19 protein-coding genes are annotated in these 17,328 nt (G+C 71.1%); 9 read left to right on the top strand and 10 right to left on the bottom strand.

Annotation, left to right across the window (positions count from 1 at the left end):
- Positions 1 to 137 precede the first annotated feature (137 nt).
- A complete protein-coding gene (locus OG866_RS31245) occupies positions 138 to 935 on the top strand; it encodes a site-2 protease family protein (protein ID WP_329339858.1) in 798 nt (265 codons plus the stop codon).
- On the opposite strand, the gene OG866_RS31240 is transcribed toward OG866_RS31245, so the two are convergent.
- A complete protein-coding gene (locus tag OG866_RS31240) occupies positions 925 to 1,110 on the bottom strand; it encodes a hypothetical protein (RefSeq protein ID WP_443063590.1) in 186 nt (61 codons plus the stop codon). The two genes, OG866_RS31245 and OG866_RS31240, sit on opposite strands and share 11 nt — an antisense overlap.
- Positions 1,111 to 1,171: 61 nt before the next feature.
- Positions 1,172 to 1,888: an NADPH-dependent F420 reductase gene (npdG, locus tag OG866_RS31235; RefSeq protein ID WP_194082862.1), complete on the bottom strand. Its 717-nt coding sequence runs from the start codon at positions 1,886 to 1,888 to the stop codon at positions 1,172 to 1,174.
- Positions 1,889 to 2,022: 134 nt separating this feature from the next.
- Here npdG and OG866_RS31230 point away from each other — a divergent pair, with 134 nt between their 5' ends.
- Positions 2,023 to 2,625: a hypothetical protein gene (locus OG866_RS31230; protein WP_329339852.1), complete on the top strand. Its 603-nt coding sequence runs from the start codon at positions 2,023 to 2,025 to the stop codon at positions 2,623 to 2,625.
- Between the two features lie 52 nt (positions 2,626 to 2,677).
- The gene (locus OG866_RS31225; protein ID WP_329339850.1) at positions 2,678 to 3,988 is read left to right on the top strand and encodes an MFS transporter; all 1,311 of its coding nucleotides are present in this window, start codon (positions 2,678 to 2,680) and stop codon (positions 3,986 to 3,988) included.
- 28 nt (positions 3,989 to 4,016) lie between these two features.
- Here the strand turns inward: OG866_RS31225 and OG866_RS31220 are convergent, their stop codons facing one another.
- Complete coding sequence (locus OG866_RS31220; protein ID WP_329339849.1) at positions 4,017 to 4,244, bottom strand: hypothetical protein; 228 nt, start codon at positions 4,242 to 4,244, stop codon at positions 4,017 to 4,019.
- A gap of 58 nt (positions 4,245 to 4,302) precedes the next feature.
- Here OG866_RS31220 and map point away from each other — a divergent pair, with 58 nt between their 5' ends.
- On the top strand, positions 4,303 to 5,160 hold the full coding sequence (gene map, locus OG866_RS31215) for a type I methionyl aminopeptidase (protein ID WP_329339848.1): 858 nt from the start codon (positions 4,303 to 4,305) through the stop codon (positions 5,158 to 5,160).
- Between the two features lie 124 nt (positions 5,161 to 5,284).
- On the top strand, positions 5,285 to 5,932 hold the full coding sequence (locus OG866_RS31210) for a biliverdin-producing heme oxygenase (protein WP_329339847.1): 648 nt from the start codon (positions 5,285 to 5,287) through the stop codon (positions 5,930 to 5,932).
- 10 nt (positions 5,933 to 5,942) lie between these two features.
- Here the strand turns inward: OG866_RS31210 and OG866_RS31205 are convergent, their stop codons facing one another.
- Both OG866_RS31205 and OG866_RS31200 read right to left on the bottom strand, forming a co-directional pair.
- On the bottom strand, positions 5,943 to 6,599 hold the full coding sequence (locus OG866_RS31205) for a PhzF family phenazine biosynthesis protein (RefSeq protein WP_329339845.1): 657 nt from the start codon (positions 6,597 to 6,599) through the stop codon (positions 5,943 to 5,945).
- Entirely contained in the window at positions 6,592 to 7,464 is an 873-nt protein-coding gene (locus OG866_RS31200; protein WP_329339844.1) for a hypothetical protein, read from the bottom strand. Before OG866_RS31200 ends, OG866_RS31205 begins: the two co-directional genes overlap by 8 nt.
- Positions 7,465 to 7,727: 263 nt before the next feature.
- Here OG866_RS31200 and efeO point away from each other — a divergent pair, with 263 nt between their 5' ends.
- The 4 genes from efeO to OG866_RS31180 all read left to right on the top strand — a co-directional run bounded on the left by efeO (position 7,728) and on the right by OG866_RS31180 (position 12,032).
- The gene (efeO, locus tag OG866_RS31195) at positions 7,728 to 8,882 is read left to right on the top strand and encodes an iron uptake system protein EfeO (RefSeq protein ID WP_329339842.1); all 1,155 of its coding nucleotides are present in this window, start codon (positions 7,728 to 7,730) and stop codon (positions 8,880 to 8,882) included.
- A gap of 68 nt (positions 8,883 to 8,950) precedes the next feature.
- Positions 8,951 to 10,192 carry an iron uptake transporter deferrochelatase/peroxidase subunit gene (gene efeB, locus OG866_RS31190; protein ID WP_443063665.1) on the top strand — a complete coding sequence of 414 codons (1,242 nt, stop codon included), beginning with the start codon at positions 8,951 to 8,953 and terminating at the stop codon, positions 10,190 to 10,192.
- 3 nt (positions 10,193 to 10,195) lie between these two features.
- Positions 10,196 to 11,068, top strand: coding sequence for an iron uptake transporter permease EfeU (gene efeU / locus OG866_RS31185; protein ID WP_329339838.1), 873 nt, complete (start codon positions 10,196 to 10,198; stop codon positions 11,066 to 11,068).
- Positions 11,028 to 12,032: a hypothetical protein gene (locus tag OG866_RS31180; protein WP_329339837.1), complete on the top strand. Its 1,005-nt coding sequence runs from the start codon at positions 11,028 to 11,030 to the stop codon at positions 12,030 to 12,032. Before efeU ends, OG866_RS31180 begins: the two co-directional genes overlap by 41 nt.
- A gap of 13 nt (positions 12,033 to 12,045) precedes the next feature.
- On the opposite strand, the gene OG866_RS31175 is transcribed toward OG866_RS31180, so the two are convergent.
- From OG866_RS31175 to OG866_RS31155, 5 genes are all read right to left on the bottom strand, one after another.
- Positions 12,046 to 12,780 carry a bifunctional DNA primase/polymerase gene (locus OG866_RS31175; protein WP_329339835.1) on the bottom strand — a complete coding sequence of 245 codons (735 nt, stop codon included), beginning with the start codon at positions 12,778 to 12,780 and terminating at the stop codon, positions 12,046 to 12,048.
- Between the two features lie 237 nt (positions 12,781 to 13,017).
- Entirely contained in the window at positions 13,018 to 13,647 is a 630-nt protein-coding gene (locus tag OG866_RS31170; protein WP_329339833.1) for a TetR/AcrR family transcriptional regulator, read from the bottom strand.
- A gap of 83 nt (positions 13,648 to 13,730) precedes the next feature.
- Positions 13,731 to 14,738, bottom strand: coding sequence for a small ribosomal subunit Rsm22 family protein (locus OG866_RS31165; protein ID WP_329339832.1), 1,008 nt, complete (start codon positions 14,736 to 14,738; stop codon positions 13,731 to 13,733).
- Positions 14,739 to 14,819: 81 nt separating this feature from the next.
- Complete coding sequence (locus OG866_RS31160) at positions 14,820 to 16,004, bottom strand: serine hydrolase domain-containing protein (RefSeq protein ID WP_329339831.1); 1,185 nt, start codon at positions 16,002 to 16,004, stop codon at positions 14,820 to 14,822.
- Positions 15,956 to 17,251, bottom strand: a complete 1,296-nt coding sequence (locus OG866_RS31155; protein ID WP_329339830.1) for a multidrug effflux MFS transporter — start codon at positions 17,249 to 17,251, stop codon at positions 15,956 to 15,958. Before OG866_RS31155 ends, OG866_RS31160 begins: the two co-directional genes overlap by 49 nt.
- Positions 17,252 to 17,328 lie beyond the last annotated feature (77 nt).

Here is a 17,328-nt window from a genome sequence, read left to right as displayed (position 1 = left end):
CGGCGCGGCGGTGTCGGGTGCCACCACCCCATGTCCCCCACCTTCTACGGAACCGATGACCCACCGCGAGACGTTTTCGTCGTACGCCCGGTACGGTCGGGCAGTCCCAGAGCGTGTACGAGAGTCGGGGGAACCCCATGACAGCCACTGCCGCCCGCCGCAGCGACCGGCGGATCAGCCCCGTCTTCGTCGGGATCCTCGCCGTGACGGCGGTGACCGGGTGGGCCACCTGGTCCGGGTTCGCGGAGCAGCCCGGGGTGGCGGTGTTCCTGTTCGTGACGGCCGCGTGGATCGTCTCCCTGTGTCTGCATGAGTACGCGCACGCGCGTACCGCCCTGCACAGCGGTGACATCTCGGTCGGCTCGAAGGGCTATCTGACCCTGAACCCGCTCAAGTACACCCACGCCCTGCTGAGCATCGTCCTGCCCGTCCTCTTCGTGATCATGGGCGGGATCGGTCTGCCCGGCGGTGCGGTGTTCATCGAGCGCGGGCGGATCCGGGGGCGCTGGAAGCACAGTCTGATCTCGGCGGCCGGACCGCTGACCAACGTGCTGTTCGCGGTCGTGTGCACCGCCCCGTTCTGGCTGGACGCCCTGGACGGCGTGCCGACCGACTTCCGGTTCGCGCTGGCCTTCCTCGCCCTGCTCCAGGTGACGGCGGCGATCCTGAACTTCCTGCCGGTCCCGGGCCTGGACGGCTACGGGGTCATCGAGCCCTGGCTGTCGTACAGGATCAAGCGCCAGGTGGAGCCCTTCGCCCCGTTCGGTCTGCTGTTCGTCTTCGCGCTGCTGTGGGTGCCGTCGGTCAACCACGCCTTCTTCGACCTGATCGACTCGATCCTGGCCTCGCTCGGCATCAGCGACCTGGAGACTTACTGCGGCCAGGACCTTTACCGGTTCTGGCAGACCGGCGACTACTGCTCGGTCAGTTCGTGACCGAGGTCTCGCGACCGGCCTTGCCGCGCTTGACGTAGTACCAGCACATGTTGCTGGACAGACCCGCGATCAGCACCCATACGATCCCCAGCCAGCTGCCCCGCGAGAAGGACACGACCGCCGCGGCGACGGCGAGCAGGCAGACGATCAGGGCGTAGACGGCGAGGCGGGGCATGGGGGCGATTCTCCTGTCGGGGGACACCGGTGTACGACGACGTCCAGTGTCCCCCATCCCCTCACACGTCCGTCACGCGCAGCCCCGCGTGCGCCTTGTAGCGGCGGTTCACGGAGATCAGGTTGGCGACCAGCGACTCGACCTGGTGGGCGTTGCGCAGCCGGCCGGCGAAGACACCGCGCATGCCGGGGATGCGCCCGGCGAGGGCCTGGACGATCTCGACGTCGGCGCGCTCCTCGCCGAGGACCATCACATCGGTGTCGATCTCGTCGATCTCCGGGTCCTGGAGCAGCACGGCCGACAGATGGTGGAAGGCGGCGGCGACCCGGGAGTCGGGGAGCAGGGCGGCGGCCTGCTCGGCGGCGCTGCCCTCCTCCGGCTTCAGGGCGTAGGCGCCCTTCTTGTCGAAGCCGAGCGGGTTGACGCAGTCGACGACCAGCTTCCCGGCGAGTTCCTCGCGCAGCGACTCCAGGGTCTTGCCGTGGCCGTCCCACGGCACGGCGACGATCACGATGTCGCTGCGGCGCGCGGTCTCGGCGTTGTCGGCGCCCTCGACCCCGTGTCCGAGCTCGTCGGCGGCTGCCTGGGCGCGGTCGGCGGCCCGCGAGCCGATGATCACCTTCTGGCCGGCCTTGGCGAGCCGGTAGGCGAGGCCCTTGCCCTGGGGGCCGGTCCCGCCGAGCACACCGACGACAAGGCCGGAGACGTCGGGGAGGTCCCACGGGTCCTTGGCGGGCGCCTTCGCGGGGGTCTGTGCAGCACTGTCGGTAGAGGTCATGGGCTGACTTTACGTGCGCCTCGCGCACCCCGGCCGATGAGGTGAGCGCGGGGCGCGCTCCCCCCGGACCGGTTCGGGCGAATTCGGGCGGAACCCGCAGCCACGGGCGGCCGGTTGCGGCAGGATGCGGTCGCATGGACGCCGTACGTGTCGCGTTGCTGCGTGAAGTGCTCGCCGGGACCGAGTGGTTGGGGGCGACCAGGAGGTTCGCGGGGGTGCTGCGCGGGTCGGTGGTGTCGCACGGCGGCGGGCTGCTGCTGGTGGGCACCCCGGAGTACGAGCCCTGGCATCTCGCGGCTCATCTGGTGGACGAGGCGGCCTGGTCCGGGACGCCGGAGCTGGCCCCCACCCTCGTACGGCATGACGCGCAGCCCTCCGATCCGGCCCATCTGGCCGTAGGGCTCGGGCGGTTGGCGGCGGCCCGGCGCGGCGAGACGCTGCTGGTGGTGTCGCCGGAGGGGCCGGACGCCCCGCTCCTTGAGCGGGTGCACGACGCCCGCCGGGCCGGGGCGACCGTCCTCGCGCTCGGCCCCGACGAGGGGGGCCTGGTGGCGATGGCGCACGAGTCGCTGGCCGTGCCGCGGGGCACGGACCTCGATCTGGACACCGTGCAGCATCTGGTGAGCGCGGCGGCCGGCGAGAACGCCGTGCCCGCGCCGCGCGGCCCGCGCCGCTTCCGGGACCGGCTCTCCCGGCTGACCGAGCAGCTCACGGCACCGCCGCCGCCCCGCTGGTAGCGGACGGAAAATGGGTTGCCGGGACGGCCGCCCCGCCCGAGCATGACCGCTCGTGACCGACACCGACGCCGACGCGGCCTCTTCCCGCCTCCGCTCCGTCCTCCCCGACCTCGCTCCCTGGCGGGCCTCGGCCGACTTCCGGCGGCTGTGGGTGTCGGGGCTGATCTCGAATTTCGGCAGCTTCCTGACGTTCGTCGCGCTGCCGGTGCAGATCAAGGACCTGACCGGATCGGCGGCGGCCGTGGGGGCCATCGGCGCGGTGGAACTCGTACCGCTGATCGTTTTCGGGCTGTACGGCGGTGCGCTCGCCGACGCGCTCGACAAGCGCGGCCTGATCATCTGGACGGAGGCCGGGCAGGGGCTGCTGAGCGCGATGCTGCTGCTCAACGCGCTGACGCCGCACCCGGCCGTATGGCCGCTGTATGTGGTCGCCGCCCTCTCCTCGGCGCTGATGTCGGTCCAGCGCCCCGCGCTCGACTCGCTGTGGCCGCGGATCGTGGCCCATGACCATCTCCCTGCCGCGGCCTCCCTCAACACCTTCCGCTGGACGGTCGGCGGGGTCGCGGGCCCGGCGCTGGCGGGTGTGGTGGTGGCGTACGCGGGGCTCGGCTGGGCCTACGCCGCCGACCTGGTCACCTTCGTCATCTCGGTCGCCCTGATCATCCCGCTCGCCTCCTCCCCCGCCGCGCACGAGGCGGCGAAACCGTCGCTGAGGGCGATCGCCGAGGGGGCCAGGTACGCCTGGAGCCGCAAGGAACTCCTCGGCACCTACGCCGTCGACCTCGCGGCCATGTTCCTGGCGATGCCACTGGCGCTGCTGCCGTTCCTCGCGGACGAGCTGGACGCGGAGTGGGCGCTGGGCCTGATGTACGCGACGGTGCCGCTGGGCGCGATGCTCGTGAGCATGACGAGCGGCTGGACGGCACGCGTCCACCGCCACGGCCGGATGGTGGTCCTGTCGGCCGCGCTGTGGGGCGTGGCCGTCGCGGCGGCCGGGGTCGTCGGCAACGTGTGGCTGGTGCTGCTGTTCCTGACCGTGGCCGGCGGCTGCGACATGGTCAGCGGGATCTTCCGCGGGGTGATGTGGAACCAGACGATCCCGGACGAGCTGCGGGGCCGGCTCGCCGGGATCGAGCTGCTGTCCTACTCGGTGGGCCCGACCCTCGGTCAGGTCAGGTCGGGCGGTTTCGCCGCCTGGTGGGGCGTGCGGACGTCGGTGTGGTCGGGCGGACTGCTGTGCGCGGGTGCGGTGGGACTGCTGGCCCTGTGCCTGCCGAAGCTGATGACGTACGACGCCCGCACGGACGAGCACGCGGCACGCGTACGGGCCCAGCGCGAGGCGGCGCAGGCGTCCCCCGCCTAGGGTCCGACGCCCCGCCCCTCGACCCTGGTCAGTCGTCCTCGGCGCTCTTGGCGGCGTCGTGCCACTTCGGGTCGTTCTCCCACTCGAGGTTGCGCTCGCGGGCGGTCTCCATCGCGTGTTCGGCCTCCTTCCGGGAGGCGTACGGACCGAAGCGGTCCTTGGCGGGGCATTCCGGCCCCTCCTCGACCTTCTTGTGCTCCAGGCAGTAGTACCACTCGCCCGGCTTGCCGACCGTGCGCTTCTTGAACAAGGCCATGACCTGCTCCTCTCGCCACGAACATGTTCCCCCACGTCCGCTCGTTAGACTCACTGACATGTCTGGCCAGTCGCTGCTCGTCCCAGGGGAACTGTCCCCCACCCGTTCCGTCCCCGGAAACATCCGTCGTCCCGAGTACGTCGGCAAGCCCGCGCCGACGCCGTACACCGGTCCGGAGGTGCAGACGCCCGAGACGATCGAGGCGATGCGCGTCGCCGGTCGGATCGCGGCCCGTGCGATGGCCGAGGCGGCCAAGAAGATCGCGCCCGGTGTCACGACCGACGAACTGGACAAGGTGGCGCACGAGTTCATGTGCGACCACGGTGCCTATCCCTCCACGCTCGGCTACCGCGGCTTCCCCAAGTCGCTGTGCACCAGCGTCAACGAGGTGATCTGCCACGGGATCCCGGACTCGACGGTCCTCAACGACGGCGACATCGTCAACCTCGATGTGACGGCGTACATCGGCGGGGTGCACGGCGACAACAACGCCACGTATCTGGTCGGGGAGGTCGACGACGAGAGCCGCCTGCTGGTGGAGCGCACCCGCGAATCCCTCGACCGTGCGATCAAGGCGGTCAAGCCGGGCCGCCAGATCAACATCATCGGCCGGGTCATCGAGTCGTACGCCAAGCGCTTCGGCTACGGCGTCGTCCGTGACTTCACCGGTCACGGCATCAACTCGTCCTTCCACAGCGGCCTGATCATCCCGCACTACGACAGCCCGCACGCGACGACGGTGATCCAGCCCGGGATGACCTTCACGATCGAGCCGATGCTGACGCTGGGCACGCATGACTACGACATGTGGGACGACGGCTGGACGGTCGTCACGAAGGACCGCAAGCGGACGGCGCAGTTCGAGCACACGCTGGTGGTGACGGAGAGCGGCACGGAGATCCTGACGCTGCCGTAGCGCGCAGTTGCCCACGCCGTGGACCCGTCCCTGATGGGGGCGGGTCTTTTCTTGTACGCTTTTACCGACAGGCTGTCGGCAAACCTATTGACTTAGGTAAGCCTAACCTTAGAGGATTTGGCGCATGGACTCCTTCTCGACAGTCATCCGCACCGCGTCCCACGAACAGCACGTCGAGGCGGAGACCTCGTCCTTCATGAGCGATCTGCTCGGCGGCAGGCTGGGGGTCGACGCGTACGCCCGCTACACCGAGCAGCTGTGGTTCGTGTACGAGGCACTGGAGGCCGGGGCGGACCGGCTGGCGTCGGACCCGGTGACCGGCCCCTTCATCCAGCCCGAGCTGTACCGGCTCGGCGCTCTGGAGCGGGACCTGGAGCATCTGCGGGGCCCCGGATGGCGTACGGGAGTCTCCGCGCTGCCCGCCACCCGGGCCTACGCGAACCGGGTGCGCGAGTGCGCCGAGCGCTGGCCCGCCGGATACGTCGCCCACCACTACACGCGCTACCTGGGCGACCTGTCCGGCGGCCAGATCATCCGCGACAAGGCGGAGAAGACCTGGGGCTTCGCGCGCAAGGGCGACGGCGTGCGCTTCTACGTCTTCGAGGGGATCGCCAACCCGGCCGCGTTCAAGCGGGGTTACCGGGAACTGCTGGACGGGATCCGGGCGGACGACCTGGAGAAGCAGCGGATCGTGACGGAGTGCAAGCGGGCGTTCGCCCTCAACACGGCCGTCTTCCGCGCCCTGGGCGACGAGTTCCCGCTGAGCGCGTGAAGCGGCGCAGTCAGCGCTCGGGCTCGCGTTCCAGTACCACCCGGCCGCCGATCTCCACCCAGCCGTAAGGCTGCGGGGCGGTGAGGATCTGGGAGCCCGCGCCCTGGGTGATGTTCAGGGCGCGGCCCAGCAGGTCCGTCAGCAGGATCGCCGCCGCGCCCGTCGCCTCGTCCTCGTCGATGCCGTCGTCGCGGCCGGGGAAGGCACGGGCCCTGACCCGTCCGGCGGGCTCGTCCTCCCAGGCCCAGGCGTAGATCCACTCCCCCTTGGGCGGTACGGGGAGATCGTCGACCTCGGCGGCCGACGCGTACTGGCGCAGCGTCCTCGGCGGGGCCCACTCCGCCCGCGCCTCGATCCAGCTGAACTCCCCGTCCAGCCGGGCGCCCACGAGCCCGGCGGGCGTGACGAGCTCGGGCACGTCCAGCAGCCAGGCCGTGCCGACACAGGGATGTCCGGCGAAGGGCAGCCGCAGGGTGGGCGTGTAGATGTCGATGACACCGCGCTCCGGGTCGTCGACGAACACCGTCTCACTGAAGCCGAGCTTGCCCGCGAACGCCTGCCGTTCGTCCCTGTCGGGCATCACGGAGCCCTCACGGACGACGCCGAGTTCGTTGCCGTATCCGCCGTTGGGCGCGCAGAAGACGCGGAGGACGTCGTAGTCAGTCACGGGGGCATTGAAACATTGCGCGGGCGGCGAGGTCGTCCCAGGTGGGGGCTCCGCCGGGGAGCGGCCGTACGGTCGTGGGCTCCACGGCGTACGGGAGTGAGGCGATCATCTCGGCGTACCCGCGCTCCAGGGCGGCCCGCTGGAGGGCGGGGCGGGACGCGAGGTGGCGCATGCGGTGCTCGTGGTCGTGCGTGAACCGCTCGGCCGCCCGGCGCCAGGTCTTGTCGTCCGGCACCTGGCTCAGCACCACGGACTCCGGGATCCGGCCCTCCGCGAGCGCCGCCACGGCCCGATCGTGTCCGTCGAGGATCACAAAGCCGTCGAGGAAGGTCACCCACCACAGCAGGACGGGCGCGAGGGTGCCCTCGCGGGCGTGTTTGCGGTACGCCTTCACCCGGGCCGCGCCCGGTGCCGAGAGCTGGCGCAGTGGCAGCACCCCGTGCCAGCCGCCTCCGCAGGACAGCTCCAACCGCCCGGCCGGCCAGTCCCGTACGAAGTCCTCGGTCCAGATGCCCGACGGGAAGCCGGTCCGCAGGGCCATCTCCCAGCGGCCGTCCTGCAACGGGGTTCCGTCCGTCTCCTCCAGCCAACGCGTGTACTGATGTGTCCAGTTGAGGGGTGAGCGCTGGTCCGCCGAGCGCAGGGGCGGCAGCGGGGAGCGGTAGCCGTCCAGACGGTGGAGGTGGAACTCCGGGCAGCAGCCGCCGCCCACGGTCCTGCCCAGCAGCAGGGGTTGTTCGTCCTGCCGCAGCAACAGCCGGCGGCCGTCCGCCCGCTCGAAGCGCAACGCGGCCGGGCCGGGACGGTGGCGCACGTTCAGCACCAGCCGCCCCGGCCCCAGCAGTTCCCGGTGCCCCCTGTTCACGGGTCCAGTTCTACGCCTGCGTACGCCGCCTGCGCACCGCCCCGGAATCTGTGAGTCACCTTTGAGGGTTCTTGGGACTCTCTTGGGGTTCGTTTTAAGTCACCGTGATCGCCTCGTGCCCTTACACCGTCTATGAGAGGTGAATCACGGCACGACCGGGTATCACGCAGGTAAGCCTCGGTTAAGTTAGGGCAGCCTCACCAATCCGTGTGAGCGCTGTCACGTGATTTTTCGGCCACCCACAGCCACCCACGGGAGCCTGCATGCGAGCCGTCCGTCTGTCCGCCGTCACCGCCACCGCCACCGTGGCGGCTCTGACCGCCCTCACCGGATGCACCGAGAAGGGCGGCGACGCGAGCGGCGACCGGGTGATCAACGTGACCGCCACCGACAGCAAGTGCGACGTGTCGACCAAGGAGTTCCCGGCCGGGCACGTGGAGCTCGCCATCGAGAACAAGGGCTCCAAGGTCACCGAGGTCTACCTCCTCTTCCCCGACGACCGGATCGTCACCGAGCGGGAGAACATCGGCGCCGGCACCAAGCAGCGGGTCACCGCCGAGGTGAAGGCCGGCGACTACACCATCGCCTGCAAGCCCGGCATGAAGGGCGACGGCATCCGCCAGGACGTCAAGGCCACCGGCGGCACCGCCGCCAAGCGCGACCCGCGCCTCGACAAGGCCGTCGCCGCCTACCGCACCTATGTGCAGGAGCAGGCCGACGCGACCCTGCCGCTCGCCGAGACCTTCGCCAAGGCGGTCAAGGACGGGGACCTCAAGGCGGCCCAGAAGGCTTACGCCCCCTCCCGTATCGGCTGGGAGCGCACCGAGCCCGTCGCCGAGTCCTTCGGTGACATCGACCCCAAGGTCGACGTCCGTGAGGACGGCCTGGAGGAGGGTCAGGACCCGGCGAAGGACTGGACGGGCTGGCACCGGCTCGAGAAGTCCCTCTGGAAGGACAAGAAGCTCACCGACCGCGACGCGCAGCTCGCCGACCAGCTGATCACCGACCTCACCGACTGGCAGAAGCGGGTCGGCAAGGCGGACATCACCCCGACCTCCATGGCCAACGGCGCCAAGGAACTCCTCGACGAGGTCGCCACCGGCAAGGTCACCGGCGAGGAGGAGCGCTACTCGCACACCGACCTCGTCGACTTCAAGGCCAACGTCGAGGGCGCCGAGACGTCGTACGAGCTGCTGAAGTCGGTCGCCAAGGAGAACGACCCGGCCCTGGTGACCGAGCTCGACAAGCAGTTCGCCGCGCTGAACACGCTGCTGGACAAGTACCGGGCGGACAAGACGTCGTACGACTTCACCTCGTACGACAAGGTCGGCGACGCCGACCGCAAGGAGCTGTCGGACGCGGTCAACGCGCTCGCGGAGCCGCTGTCCAAGCTCGCCGCCGCCGTCGTCGTGAAGTGAGTGGGGGCACCCCGATGACCGAGAACTCGCAAGTGACAGAGAACTCGCAGGTGACCGACGACTCCCGGGTGACCGACAACTCGCAGGCCCCGTCCCGGCGTTCGCTCATCGGCTGGGGCGGTGCCGGGCTCGCGCTCGGGGCCGTCGCCGCCGGTGGCGCGGTCGCGATGACCCGTGGCGACGACGTCGACACCGTCGCCGCCGAGGCGGGCGCCGCGGTCGACTTCCACGGTGCGCATCAGGCCGGGATCTCCACGCCGGTGCAGGACCGGCTGCACTTCGCCGCGTTCGACGTGAAGACCGAGGACCGCGCCGAGTTCGTGCAGATGCTGAAGGACTGGACGGCCGCGGCCCGCCGGATGACCGGCGGACAGGCCGTCGGGGAAGGGGCCTTCGGCGGGCTGGCCGAGGCGCCGCCGGACGACACCGGGGAGGCCGTCGGGCTCAAGCCCTCACGGCTGACCCTCACCATCGGCTTCGGGCCCTCCCTCTTCCAGAAGTTCGGGCTGGCCGACCAACAGCCCGAAGGGCTGGTCGAGTTGCCGCACTTCGCCGGGGACGCGCTCGACAAGAACCGCAGCGGCGGCGATCTGTGCGTGCAGGCCTGCGCGGACGATCCGCAGGTCGCCGTGCACGCGATCCGCAACCTCGCGCGGATCGGCTTCGGCAAGGTCGTCATCAAGTGGTCGCAGCTCGGCTTCGGGAAGACGTCCTCCACGACGCCCGAGGAGCAGACCCCGCGCAACCTCATGGGGTTCAAGGACGGCACCCGCAACATCGCGGGGACCGAGACGGACCGGCTGAAGAAGTTCGTGTGGGTCGACGAGAAGGCGGGCCCCGACTGGATGGCCGGCGGGTCCTATCTCGTCGCCCGCCGCATCCGGATGCACATCGAGACCTGGGACCGCACCCCCCTTCAGGAGCAGGAGGACATCTTCGGCCGGGACAAGGGCGAGGGTGCCCCGGTCGGCAAGGCCAAGGAGCGCGACGAGCCGTTCCTGAAGGCGATGAAGCCCGACGCGCACGTCCGGCTCGCGCACCCGACGTCCAACCACGGGGCGACGATCCTGCGCCGCGGCTACTCCTTCACCGACGGCACGGACGGCCTCGGCCGCCTGGAGGCCGGACTGTTCTTCCTGGCGTACATGCGGGACGTCAGGGAAGGGTTCATCCGCATCCAGCGCAACCTGGCCACGGACGCCCTCAACGAGTACATCCAGCACGTGGGTTCGGCGGTCTTCGCCGTCCCGCCCGGCGTCCGGGACGCGGACGACTGGTGGGGCAGCACGCTGTTCGCCAAGGAGGCGTGAGACATGTTCTCCAACTACCTGATCGGTCTGCGCGAGGGCCTGGAGGCCTCTCTCGTCGTCTGCATCCTCATCGCCTACCTGGTGAAGACCGGACGCAAGGACGCGCTGAAGCCCATCTGGATCGGCATCGGCGTCGCGGTCGCCCTCGCGCTCGGCTTCGGCTGCGCGCTCGAATTCGGCTCCCAGGAGCTGACGTTCGAGGCGCAGGAGGCGCTCGGCGGCTCCCTGTCGATCATCGCGGTCGGCCTGGTGACCTGGATGGTCTTCTGGATGCGGCGCACCGCCCGGCATCTGAGGTCCGAGCTGCACGGCAAGCTGGACGCGGCCCTTCAGATGGGCACCGGCGCGCTGGTCGCCACCGCGTTCCTCGCCGTCGGCCGGGAGGGCCTGGAGACGTCCCTGTTCGTGTGGACGTCGGTGCGCGCGGCCGGTGACGGCACCCCGCGCCCGGTGATCGGCGCCGGGCTCGGCATCGCCACGGCGGTCGTGCTGGGCTGGCTGTTCTACCGGGGCGCGCTGAAGATCAACCTCGCCAAGTTCTTCACCTGGACCGGCGGCATGCTGGTCGTCGTGGCGGCGGGCGTGCTGGCGTACGGCTTCCACGACCTCCAGGAGGCCCGCTTCCTGCCCGGTGAGCAGACCCTCGCCTTCGACATCAGCGACACCATTCCGCCGGACAGTTGGTACGGCACCCTGCTGAAGGGCGTCTTCAACTTCCAGCCCAACCCGACCGTCCTCCAGGTCACGGTGTGGCTGCTGTACCTGATCCCGACGCTCGCCCTGTTCCTCGCCCCGGTAGGGTTCGCCTCCGGGAAGGGGAAGGTGAAGATACCCGATGAGCAGGGATCGCAGCCCTCGAAGGCTCCGCAGTCTTGACCGCAGGGCGCTGATAGCGGCCTCGGTGACCGCTTTGTCGCTGACGGCGAGCGGGTGCGTGGTGGTGCACGGGGAACGCGAAGTACTCCCCGCGACCACCAAGGCCGAGGCCGCAAAGGCACTTCAGGAGTTCACGACCGCGTACAACGCCGCGGACAAGGCGTTCGACAGTTCACTGGACGCGGACCGTGTCACCGGGCCCCTCGGTGACATCGACGCGGCCCGGCTGAAGGCCGGTTCGGTGACCAGCCCGGACGGCAACCCGTCCCACACGCCGCTGAAGCTGTCGGACGTGAAGTACACGATCACCGAGAAGGCGGGCTGGCCGCGCTGGTTCGTCGCCGACGCCGCCGCCAACAAGGGCGGCACCGCGCGCTGGCTGTTCGTGTTCACCCGCGACGGCCTGGACAAGCCGTTCCAGGCCGCGTATCTGACGCTGGTCGCCCCGGACGACGTACCGGAGTTCAAGACGGACGAGGACGGCTGGGCCGAGGCGGTCCCCGTGAACTCCGCCGAACTGGCCGTCGCGCCCAAGGACTTGAGCCAGGACTACGCCACGTATCTGAAGGACGGCAAGGGCAAGGTCTTCGCGGACGGCGCGCACACCAGCGGATGGCGCACCGAGCGCCAGAAGCAGGCCAAGAAGCCCGGCCTGGTCAGGCAGTACATCGACGAGTCGCTGACGAGCGGCGCGTACGCCCCGCTGGCGCTGCGCACCAAGGACGGCGGCGCCGCGGTGTTCTTCACCACGCGGCACTACGAGAAGCAGACCGCCGCGCCCGGCACCTCGGTGCCCACGCAGACCGCGGCCGTGCAGGCGCTGACGACCGGTGAGGTCAAGCAGTCACTGACGCTGGAGACCATCTCCAACGAACTCGCCCTGGACCCGCCGAAGAACGCGGACGGCGGACAGGTGGCGGTGCTCGGCCGCATCCAGGGTCTGACGGCCGGCAAGGGCGAATAGCCCCTGAGGTGTCTCAGCCGCGCAGGGGCCAGGCCGTGGAGGCGTGGTCGGGCTCCGCGCCGGCGTAGCGGGCGCAGGCGTCGGTGAGGACCTCGAGCAGGCTCAGCGGGTCGGGCAGCGGGTGTTCGAGGCCGCGGACCCAGTGCACGTCCTGCCCGTCACCGGGCAGCCGCGCGGGCGGTACGAGGACGTAGGAACCCCGGCAGTGCCAGCGCAGTCCGGGGTGCTCGTCCGCCGTCTCGGGGTGGCAGTCCAGCTCGCAGGGCCACCACTCGTCCTCGTCCTCGGGGGTGCCGCGGGTGAGGGTGAAGAAGAGGAGGCGGCCGTCGCTGCTCTCGGCGACCGGGCCGACCTCGATATCGGAGGCGAGCAGCCGCTCCATGGCCTCCAGACCGGCGTCCAGGGGGACGTCCAGGACGTCGTGGACCATGCCGGTGGCGGTGATGAAGTTGGCCTGCGGCTGATGCCGGACCCAGCGCTCGATCTGGCCGCGGTCGGTGGTGGACTGGGTCTGCCACGCGAAGGAGACGGGGTGCCGGGCGGGGGTCGGACAGCCGACCCGGTCGCAGGAACAGCGGTAGCCGGGAGCCGGGTACGCGGCGGGCGCGAGGGGCAGTCCCGCCTCGGCGGCGGCCACCAGCAGGGCCTCACGGCCGCTGTCCTCAGCGGCCTCCTTGGGGCGGCGTCCGCGCAGCCACTGGGTGAGTTTGCCCTGAAGGCCGGTCCGGCCGCCGAACTCCTGGCTCATCTATCCCCTCGCCTCGCTGTGGTGCGGACAGCATGCCCTATGGTCCCACCATCCTGCGCCCCGGGGGGCCGGAGCCGACAACCGGGGTAGGTGGGACAGGGCGTACCGGGAGTATGGATCGCGCGCCATGGCCCGCTTTGCCGGGATTTAGCGCCCTGTCGCGCCGGTGATTGTCGGCATGGTCACAAGGGTCATGCCGGCGGTGGACCCGCTGCCGCGGCTCAGCGGCTCCGCAGCTCAGCGGGGTGCGAGGCCGTGGAGGGCGTAGTCGACGAGGGTGTCGGTGTACTCGTACGAGATGGGCGCGGTGTGCTGGAGCCAGCGCTGGGCGAGGGGGGAGACGAAGAGTTCGAGGGCGATACGGGGGTCGACCTCGGGGCGGACCTGGCCCGCCGCCTGCGCGGCCCGCAGCCGCTCGACATAGAGCTGGAGGGACGGTTCGAGGAGCTTGGCGACGAACTCCCGGCCGAGCTGTTCGTTGACGAGGCCCTCGGCGGCCAGCGCGCGGGACGGCGTCTCGAAGCGGGGGTCCTTGAGCTCGTCGACGGTGGCCCGCAGTACCGCCTTGAGGTCGGCGGCGACATCGCCGGTGTCGGGGATGGCGTACGGCTTCTGTCCCGCCGCCTCGGCCGCCTGACCGCTGAGATCGAGGAAGGCCTCCAGCAGGACGTCCGCCTTCGACGTCCACCACCGGTAGATGGTCTGCTTGCCGACGCCGGCGCGGGCCGCGATCCCCTCGATGGTGGTCCTGGGGTAGCCGACCTCGCCGACGAGCGCGAGGGCGGCGTCGTAGATGGCCCGGCGGGACCTCGCGCTGCGGCGGCTGGAGTCGGGCTGCTGGGGGGCGGAGGCGGGCTGGTTGGGCATGGGGCGACCGTACCAGGGAGGTGAGACGGAACGTCTCGCCGTGTTCGGGGAGGCGTGCGCCCGCGCGGCATGGTGCGACCGCCTCAGCCGCTCTCCGGCTCCGGCTCCGGCTCCGGGGGCCAGGCGTCTCCCCACTCGGCGTCGCGGGCGGCCTTGTAGAGGTCGCCGTGGCGTTTGGTGACCGTCGTCCGGGTCAGTCGCTCGTCCGTCTCGCAGAGGTCGAGCAGGACCTGGCCCTTGCGGATCTGCGGACGTCGGACGATGCGGGCGGCGGCCGGGGTGACGGGGAAGCGGGTGGCGGCGACGTAGCTGAACTTCTCGTCCTCGTAGGCGAGGGAGCCGCCCTTGACCTTGCGGTGGAGGGAGGAGCGGCTGACCCGGGCCGAGAAGTGGCACCAGTCCTGGCCGGTGACGATGGGGCAGCGCGCGCTGTGCGGGCAGGGGGCGGCGATGTGGAAACCGGCGGCGATGAGCCGGTCCCTGGCCTCGATCACGCGCGCGTAGCCGGCCGGGGTGCCGGCCTCGACGATCAGCACGGCCTGCGCTGCGGTCGCGGCGGCGTCGACCAGGGTGGTGCGGTCGGCGGGGGTGAGTTCGTTGAGGACGTAGGAGACGGTGACGAGATCAGTGCTCTCGATGGTGAGCGCTGCTCCAATGCGAGAGCGCTGCCATTGCGCCGCGCCGAGCGCCGGGTTGGCGGCGGCGATCTCGCGGCCCAGGGCCAGCGCGGGCTCGGCCCAGTCCAGCACGGTCACCGGGCGGGCACCGTCCCAGGTCGCGGTGACGGCCCAGGTCGCGGCGCCGGTGCCGCCGCCCACGTCCACGTGGCTCCGCGGCGACCAGTCGGGGGCGGCCTGCGCGAACTCCGCCAGGGCCGACCGCACCGCCTCGAAGGTCGCGGGCATCCGGTAGGCGGCGTACGCGGCGACGTCCGCGCGGTCCCGGAGGATGGGGGCGTCGGTCGGCGTGGCCCCGCGATAGTTGGCGATCAGCCGCTCCACGGCCTGTGCGGCCTGCCTGGGCGGGAGACCGTCGAGGAGGCCGGCCAGTGCGGTACGGAGGCTCTCGGCCGGGGGTACGGGGGCGTTCACCCGGCGATTCTATGGGCGCGGGCCACTGGTGCGGACCTGCCCGTCAGCGCGGGCGGGCCACTGGTTCGGACCACCTGCCCGTCAGCGCGTTCGCTTCTCTCTGACCGCCCGTGCCACCCGCGTCGCCGCTCGCGCCCTCGGTCCGTTCACCGCCGGGCGGCGTCTCGGGTGGACCGTGTTGGCCAGGAGGACCAGGAACGTGTCCGTGGCCCGGTCCAGGACCAGGGACGTTCCCGTGAAGCCGGTGTGGCCCGCGGCGCCCCGGCCCGACAGTTCGCCCATGAACCACGGCTGGTCCAGGGCGAAGCCCAGGCCCGGCGGGGTCAGCAGCAGCTCCACGAAGTCGGGGCCCAGGATGCGGGCCGGGCCGTAGGAGCCGCCGGCCAGGATCGTGCGGCAGAACACCGCGAGGTCGTGGGCCGTGGAGAAGAGGCCCGCGTGGCCGGCCACACCCCCCAGGGCCCAGGCGTTCTCGTCGTGGACGACACCCCGCAGCATCCCCCGGTCCGCCTTGGCCCACGGCCGGCGCTGGTCCTCCGTGGCCGCCGCTCCGGGGCAGGGACCGAAGGCGGTGGACGTCATGCCGAGGGGGCGGGTGATGCCGTCGTGGATCAGGACGTCGAGGGCGCGGCCGGTGATGCGTTCCAGGACGTGCTGGAGCAGCAGGAGGTTGAGGTCGGAGTAGCAGTAGGTGCCCGGCACGCCGATCGGGCGTTCCCGCTGGAGCGCCCGCAGGCGGGCCGTGTCGTCCGCGAGGTCGTACAGAGGGAGTTCGGGGCGCAGGCCCGAGGTGTGGGTGAGCAGTTGGCGGACGGTGATGCGATGTTCGGCCGCCGCCCGGAAGTCGGGGAGGTACGCGCCCACCCTGGCGTCGATGCCGAGCGTGCCGCGCTCGATCTGCTGGATCGCGGCGACCGCCGTGAACAGCTTGGTGAGGGAGGCGAGATCGAAGGGGGTGTCCGTCGTCATCGCGACGCGGGTCCTGCGCGGCAGCTCCACGCCCGCGTCCCTCTTCGGGTCGTAGGACGCGTACCGGACCGCCCAGCCCGTCGCCTCCTCCACGGCGACGACCGGACCCCGGCCGGCCACCACGACCGCGCCCGCCGCCCAGGGGCGTTCGCCTGTGGTGAGCGCGTCGACGTCCTGGACGAGGAGCTTCAGTTCCTCGGGGTCCAGGCCGGCCCGCTCCGGTGTGTCGTTGCGCAGTTTCGGCGCGCTCAGCTCTCCACTCCCTCCACACTCGCACGTCTGTTCCAAGGACGGCACATTCCCATGAAACAGGTAAGCGCTACCAGTGAAGCCGACAACTGGACGACGGCCATCGGGACGGCGGTTCCCTCACCGGCGATCCCGACCAGCGGGGAGGCGACCGCCCCGACGAGGAAGGAGGACGTGCCGAGCAGGGCGGACGCGGAGCCCGCGGCGCGCTTGGTGCGCAGCAGGGCGAGGGACTGGGCGTTGGGCAGGGCCAGGCCCATGGCCGACATGAGGACGAAGAGGGCTGCCGCCACCGGGACCAGGCCCGCCTCGCCGAAGGTGCCGAGGGACATCAGCAGAAGGGCCGCCGCCGCGACCGTCACGATCGCGAGGCCGACGCCGAGCACCTTCTCCAGGCTGACCCGCCCGACCAGCAGCTTGCCGTTGATCTGGCCCACGGCCACCAGGCCGACCGAGTTGACGCCGAAGAGCAGGCTGAAGGTCTGCGGGGAGGCGCCGTAGATCTCCTGGATCACGAACGGCGAGGCCGATATGTAGGCGAACAGCGCGGCGAAGGCGAAGCCGCCGGTGAGCATGTAGCCGGTGAAGGGCAGGTCGGCGAGGAGCGCCCGCATCGAGCGCAGGGCCTCGCCGACGCCGCCGACGTGCCGCGCCTCCACGGGGAGCGTCTCCGGAAGCCGCGCCCACACCAGTCCGGCGAGCAGCAGTCCGATGACCGTCAGGACGGCGAACACGCCCCGCCAGTCCGTCACGCGCAGGATCTGGCCGCCGATGAGCGGCGCCACGATCGGGGCGACCCCGCCGATCAGCATGAGGGTGGAGAAGAAGCGGGCCATGGCGTCACCGTCGTAGAGATCGCGTACGACGGCCCGCGCGATGACGATCCCGGCCGCGCCCGCGAGGCCCTGTGTCAGCCGGAAGGCGACCAGCGTCTCGACGTTCGGGGCGAGGGCGCACAGGGCGGTGGCGAGGACGTACACGACCAGGCCGGCGAGGAGCGGGCGGCGGCGGCCCCAGCGGTCGCTCATCGGGCCGACCACGAGCTGCCCGAGGGCCATGCCGGCGAGGCAGGCGGTGAGGGTGAGCTGGACGGTCGCCGCGGGGGCGTGCAGGGACTTCGTGACCTCGGGCAGCGAGGGCAGGTACATGTCCATCGCCAGCGGAGGCGTGGCGGTCAGACCGCCGAGGACGAAGGTGACGAGCAGGCTGGTGCGGCGCACAGCAGGGGCGGCCGTCTCCGTCTCCGGTACGGCCGCCTCGTTCAGATCCGATGTCGATGCCCCGCGCTCGGGCATGCGCCCCTCCCTCTCCCGGTGGCCCGCGTGGGCCGCCACCTATGCTCTCAGTTCGTACACAGTGGCGAGGGTCACGC

It is taken from the genome of Streptomyces sp. NBC_00663, from assembly GCF_036226885.1.
GTDB lineage: Bacteria > Actinomycetota > Actinomycetes > Streptomycetales > Streptomycetaceae > Streptomyces.
The sequence above is the reverse complement of the archived record's forward strand: the minus strand, read 5'-3'. Positions and strand labels throughout refer to the sequence as shown.

What these genes read in the sequence shown, in the direction of transcription:
- OG866_RS31245 (WP_329339858.1), top strand. Translation starts at nt 138, where the DNA reads ATGACAGCCACTGCCGCCCGCCGCAGCGACCGGCGGATCAGCCCCGTC.
- npdG (WP_194082862.1), bottom strand. Translation starts at nt 1,888, where the DNA reads ATGACCTCTACCGACAGTGCTGCACAGACCCCCGCGAAGGCGCCCGCC.
- OG866_RS31155 (WP_329339830.1), bottom strand. Translation starts at nt 17,251, where the DNA reads ATGCCCGAGCGCGGGGCATCGACATCGGATCTGAACGAGGCGGCCGTA.
- OG866_RS31170 (WP_329339833.1), bottom strand. Translation starts at nt 13,647, where the DNA reads ATGCCCAACCAGCCCGCCTCCGCCCCCCAGCAGCCCGACTCCAGCCGC.
- OG866_RS31240 (WP_443063590.1), bottom strand. Translation starts at nt 1,110, where the DNA reads ATGCCCCGCCTCGCCGTCTACGCCCTGATCGTCTGCCTGCTCGCCGTC.
- OG866_RS31230 (WP_329339852.1), top strand. Translation starts at nt 2,023, where the DNA reads ATGGACGCCGTACGTGTCGCGTTGCTGCGTGAAGTGCTCGCCGGGACC.
- OG866_RS31175 (WP_329339835.1), bottom strand. Translation starts at nt 12,780, where the DNA reads ATGAGCCAGGAGTTCGGCGGCCGGACCGGCCTTCAGGGCAAACTCACC.
- OG866_RS31210 (WP_329339847.1), top strand. Translation starts at nt 5,285, where the DNA reads ATGGACTCCTTCTCGACAGTCATCCGCACCGCGTCCCACGAACAGCAC.
- OG866_RS31180 (WP_329339837.1), top strand. Translation starts at nt 11,028, where the DNA reads ATGAGCAGGGATCGCAGCCCTCGAAGGCTCCGCAGTCTTGACCGCAGG.
- map (WP_329339848.1), top strand. Translation starts at nt 4,303, where the DNA reads ATGTCTGGCCAGTCGCTGCTCGTCCCAGGGGAACTGTCCCCCACCCGT.
- efeU (WP_329339838.1), top strand. Translation starts at nt 10,196, where the DNA reads ATGTTCTCCAACTACCTGATCGGTCTGCGCGAGGGCCTGGAGGCCTCT.
- OG866_RS31220 (WP_329339849.1), bottom strand. Translation starts at nt 4,244, where the DNA reads ATGGCCTTGTTCAAGAAGCGCACGGTCGGCAAGCCGGGCGAGTGGTAC.
- efeO (WP_329339842.1), top strand. Translation starts at nt 7,728, where the DNA reads ATGCGAGCCGTCCGTCTGTCCGCCGTCACCGCCACCGCCACCGTGGCG.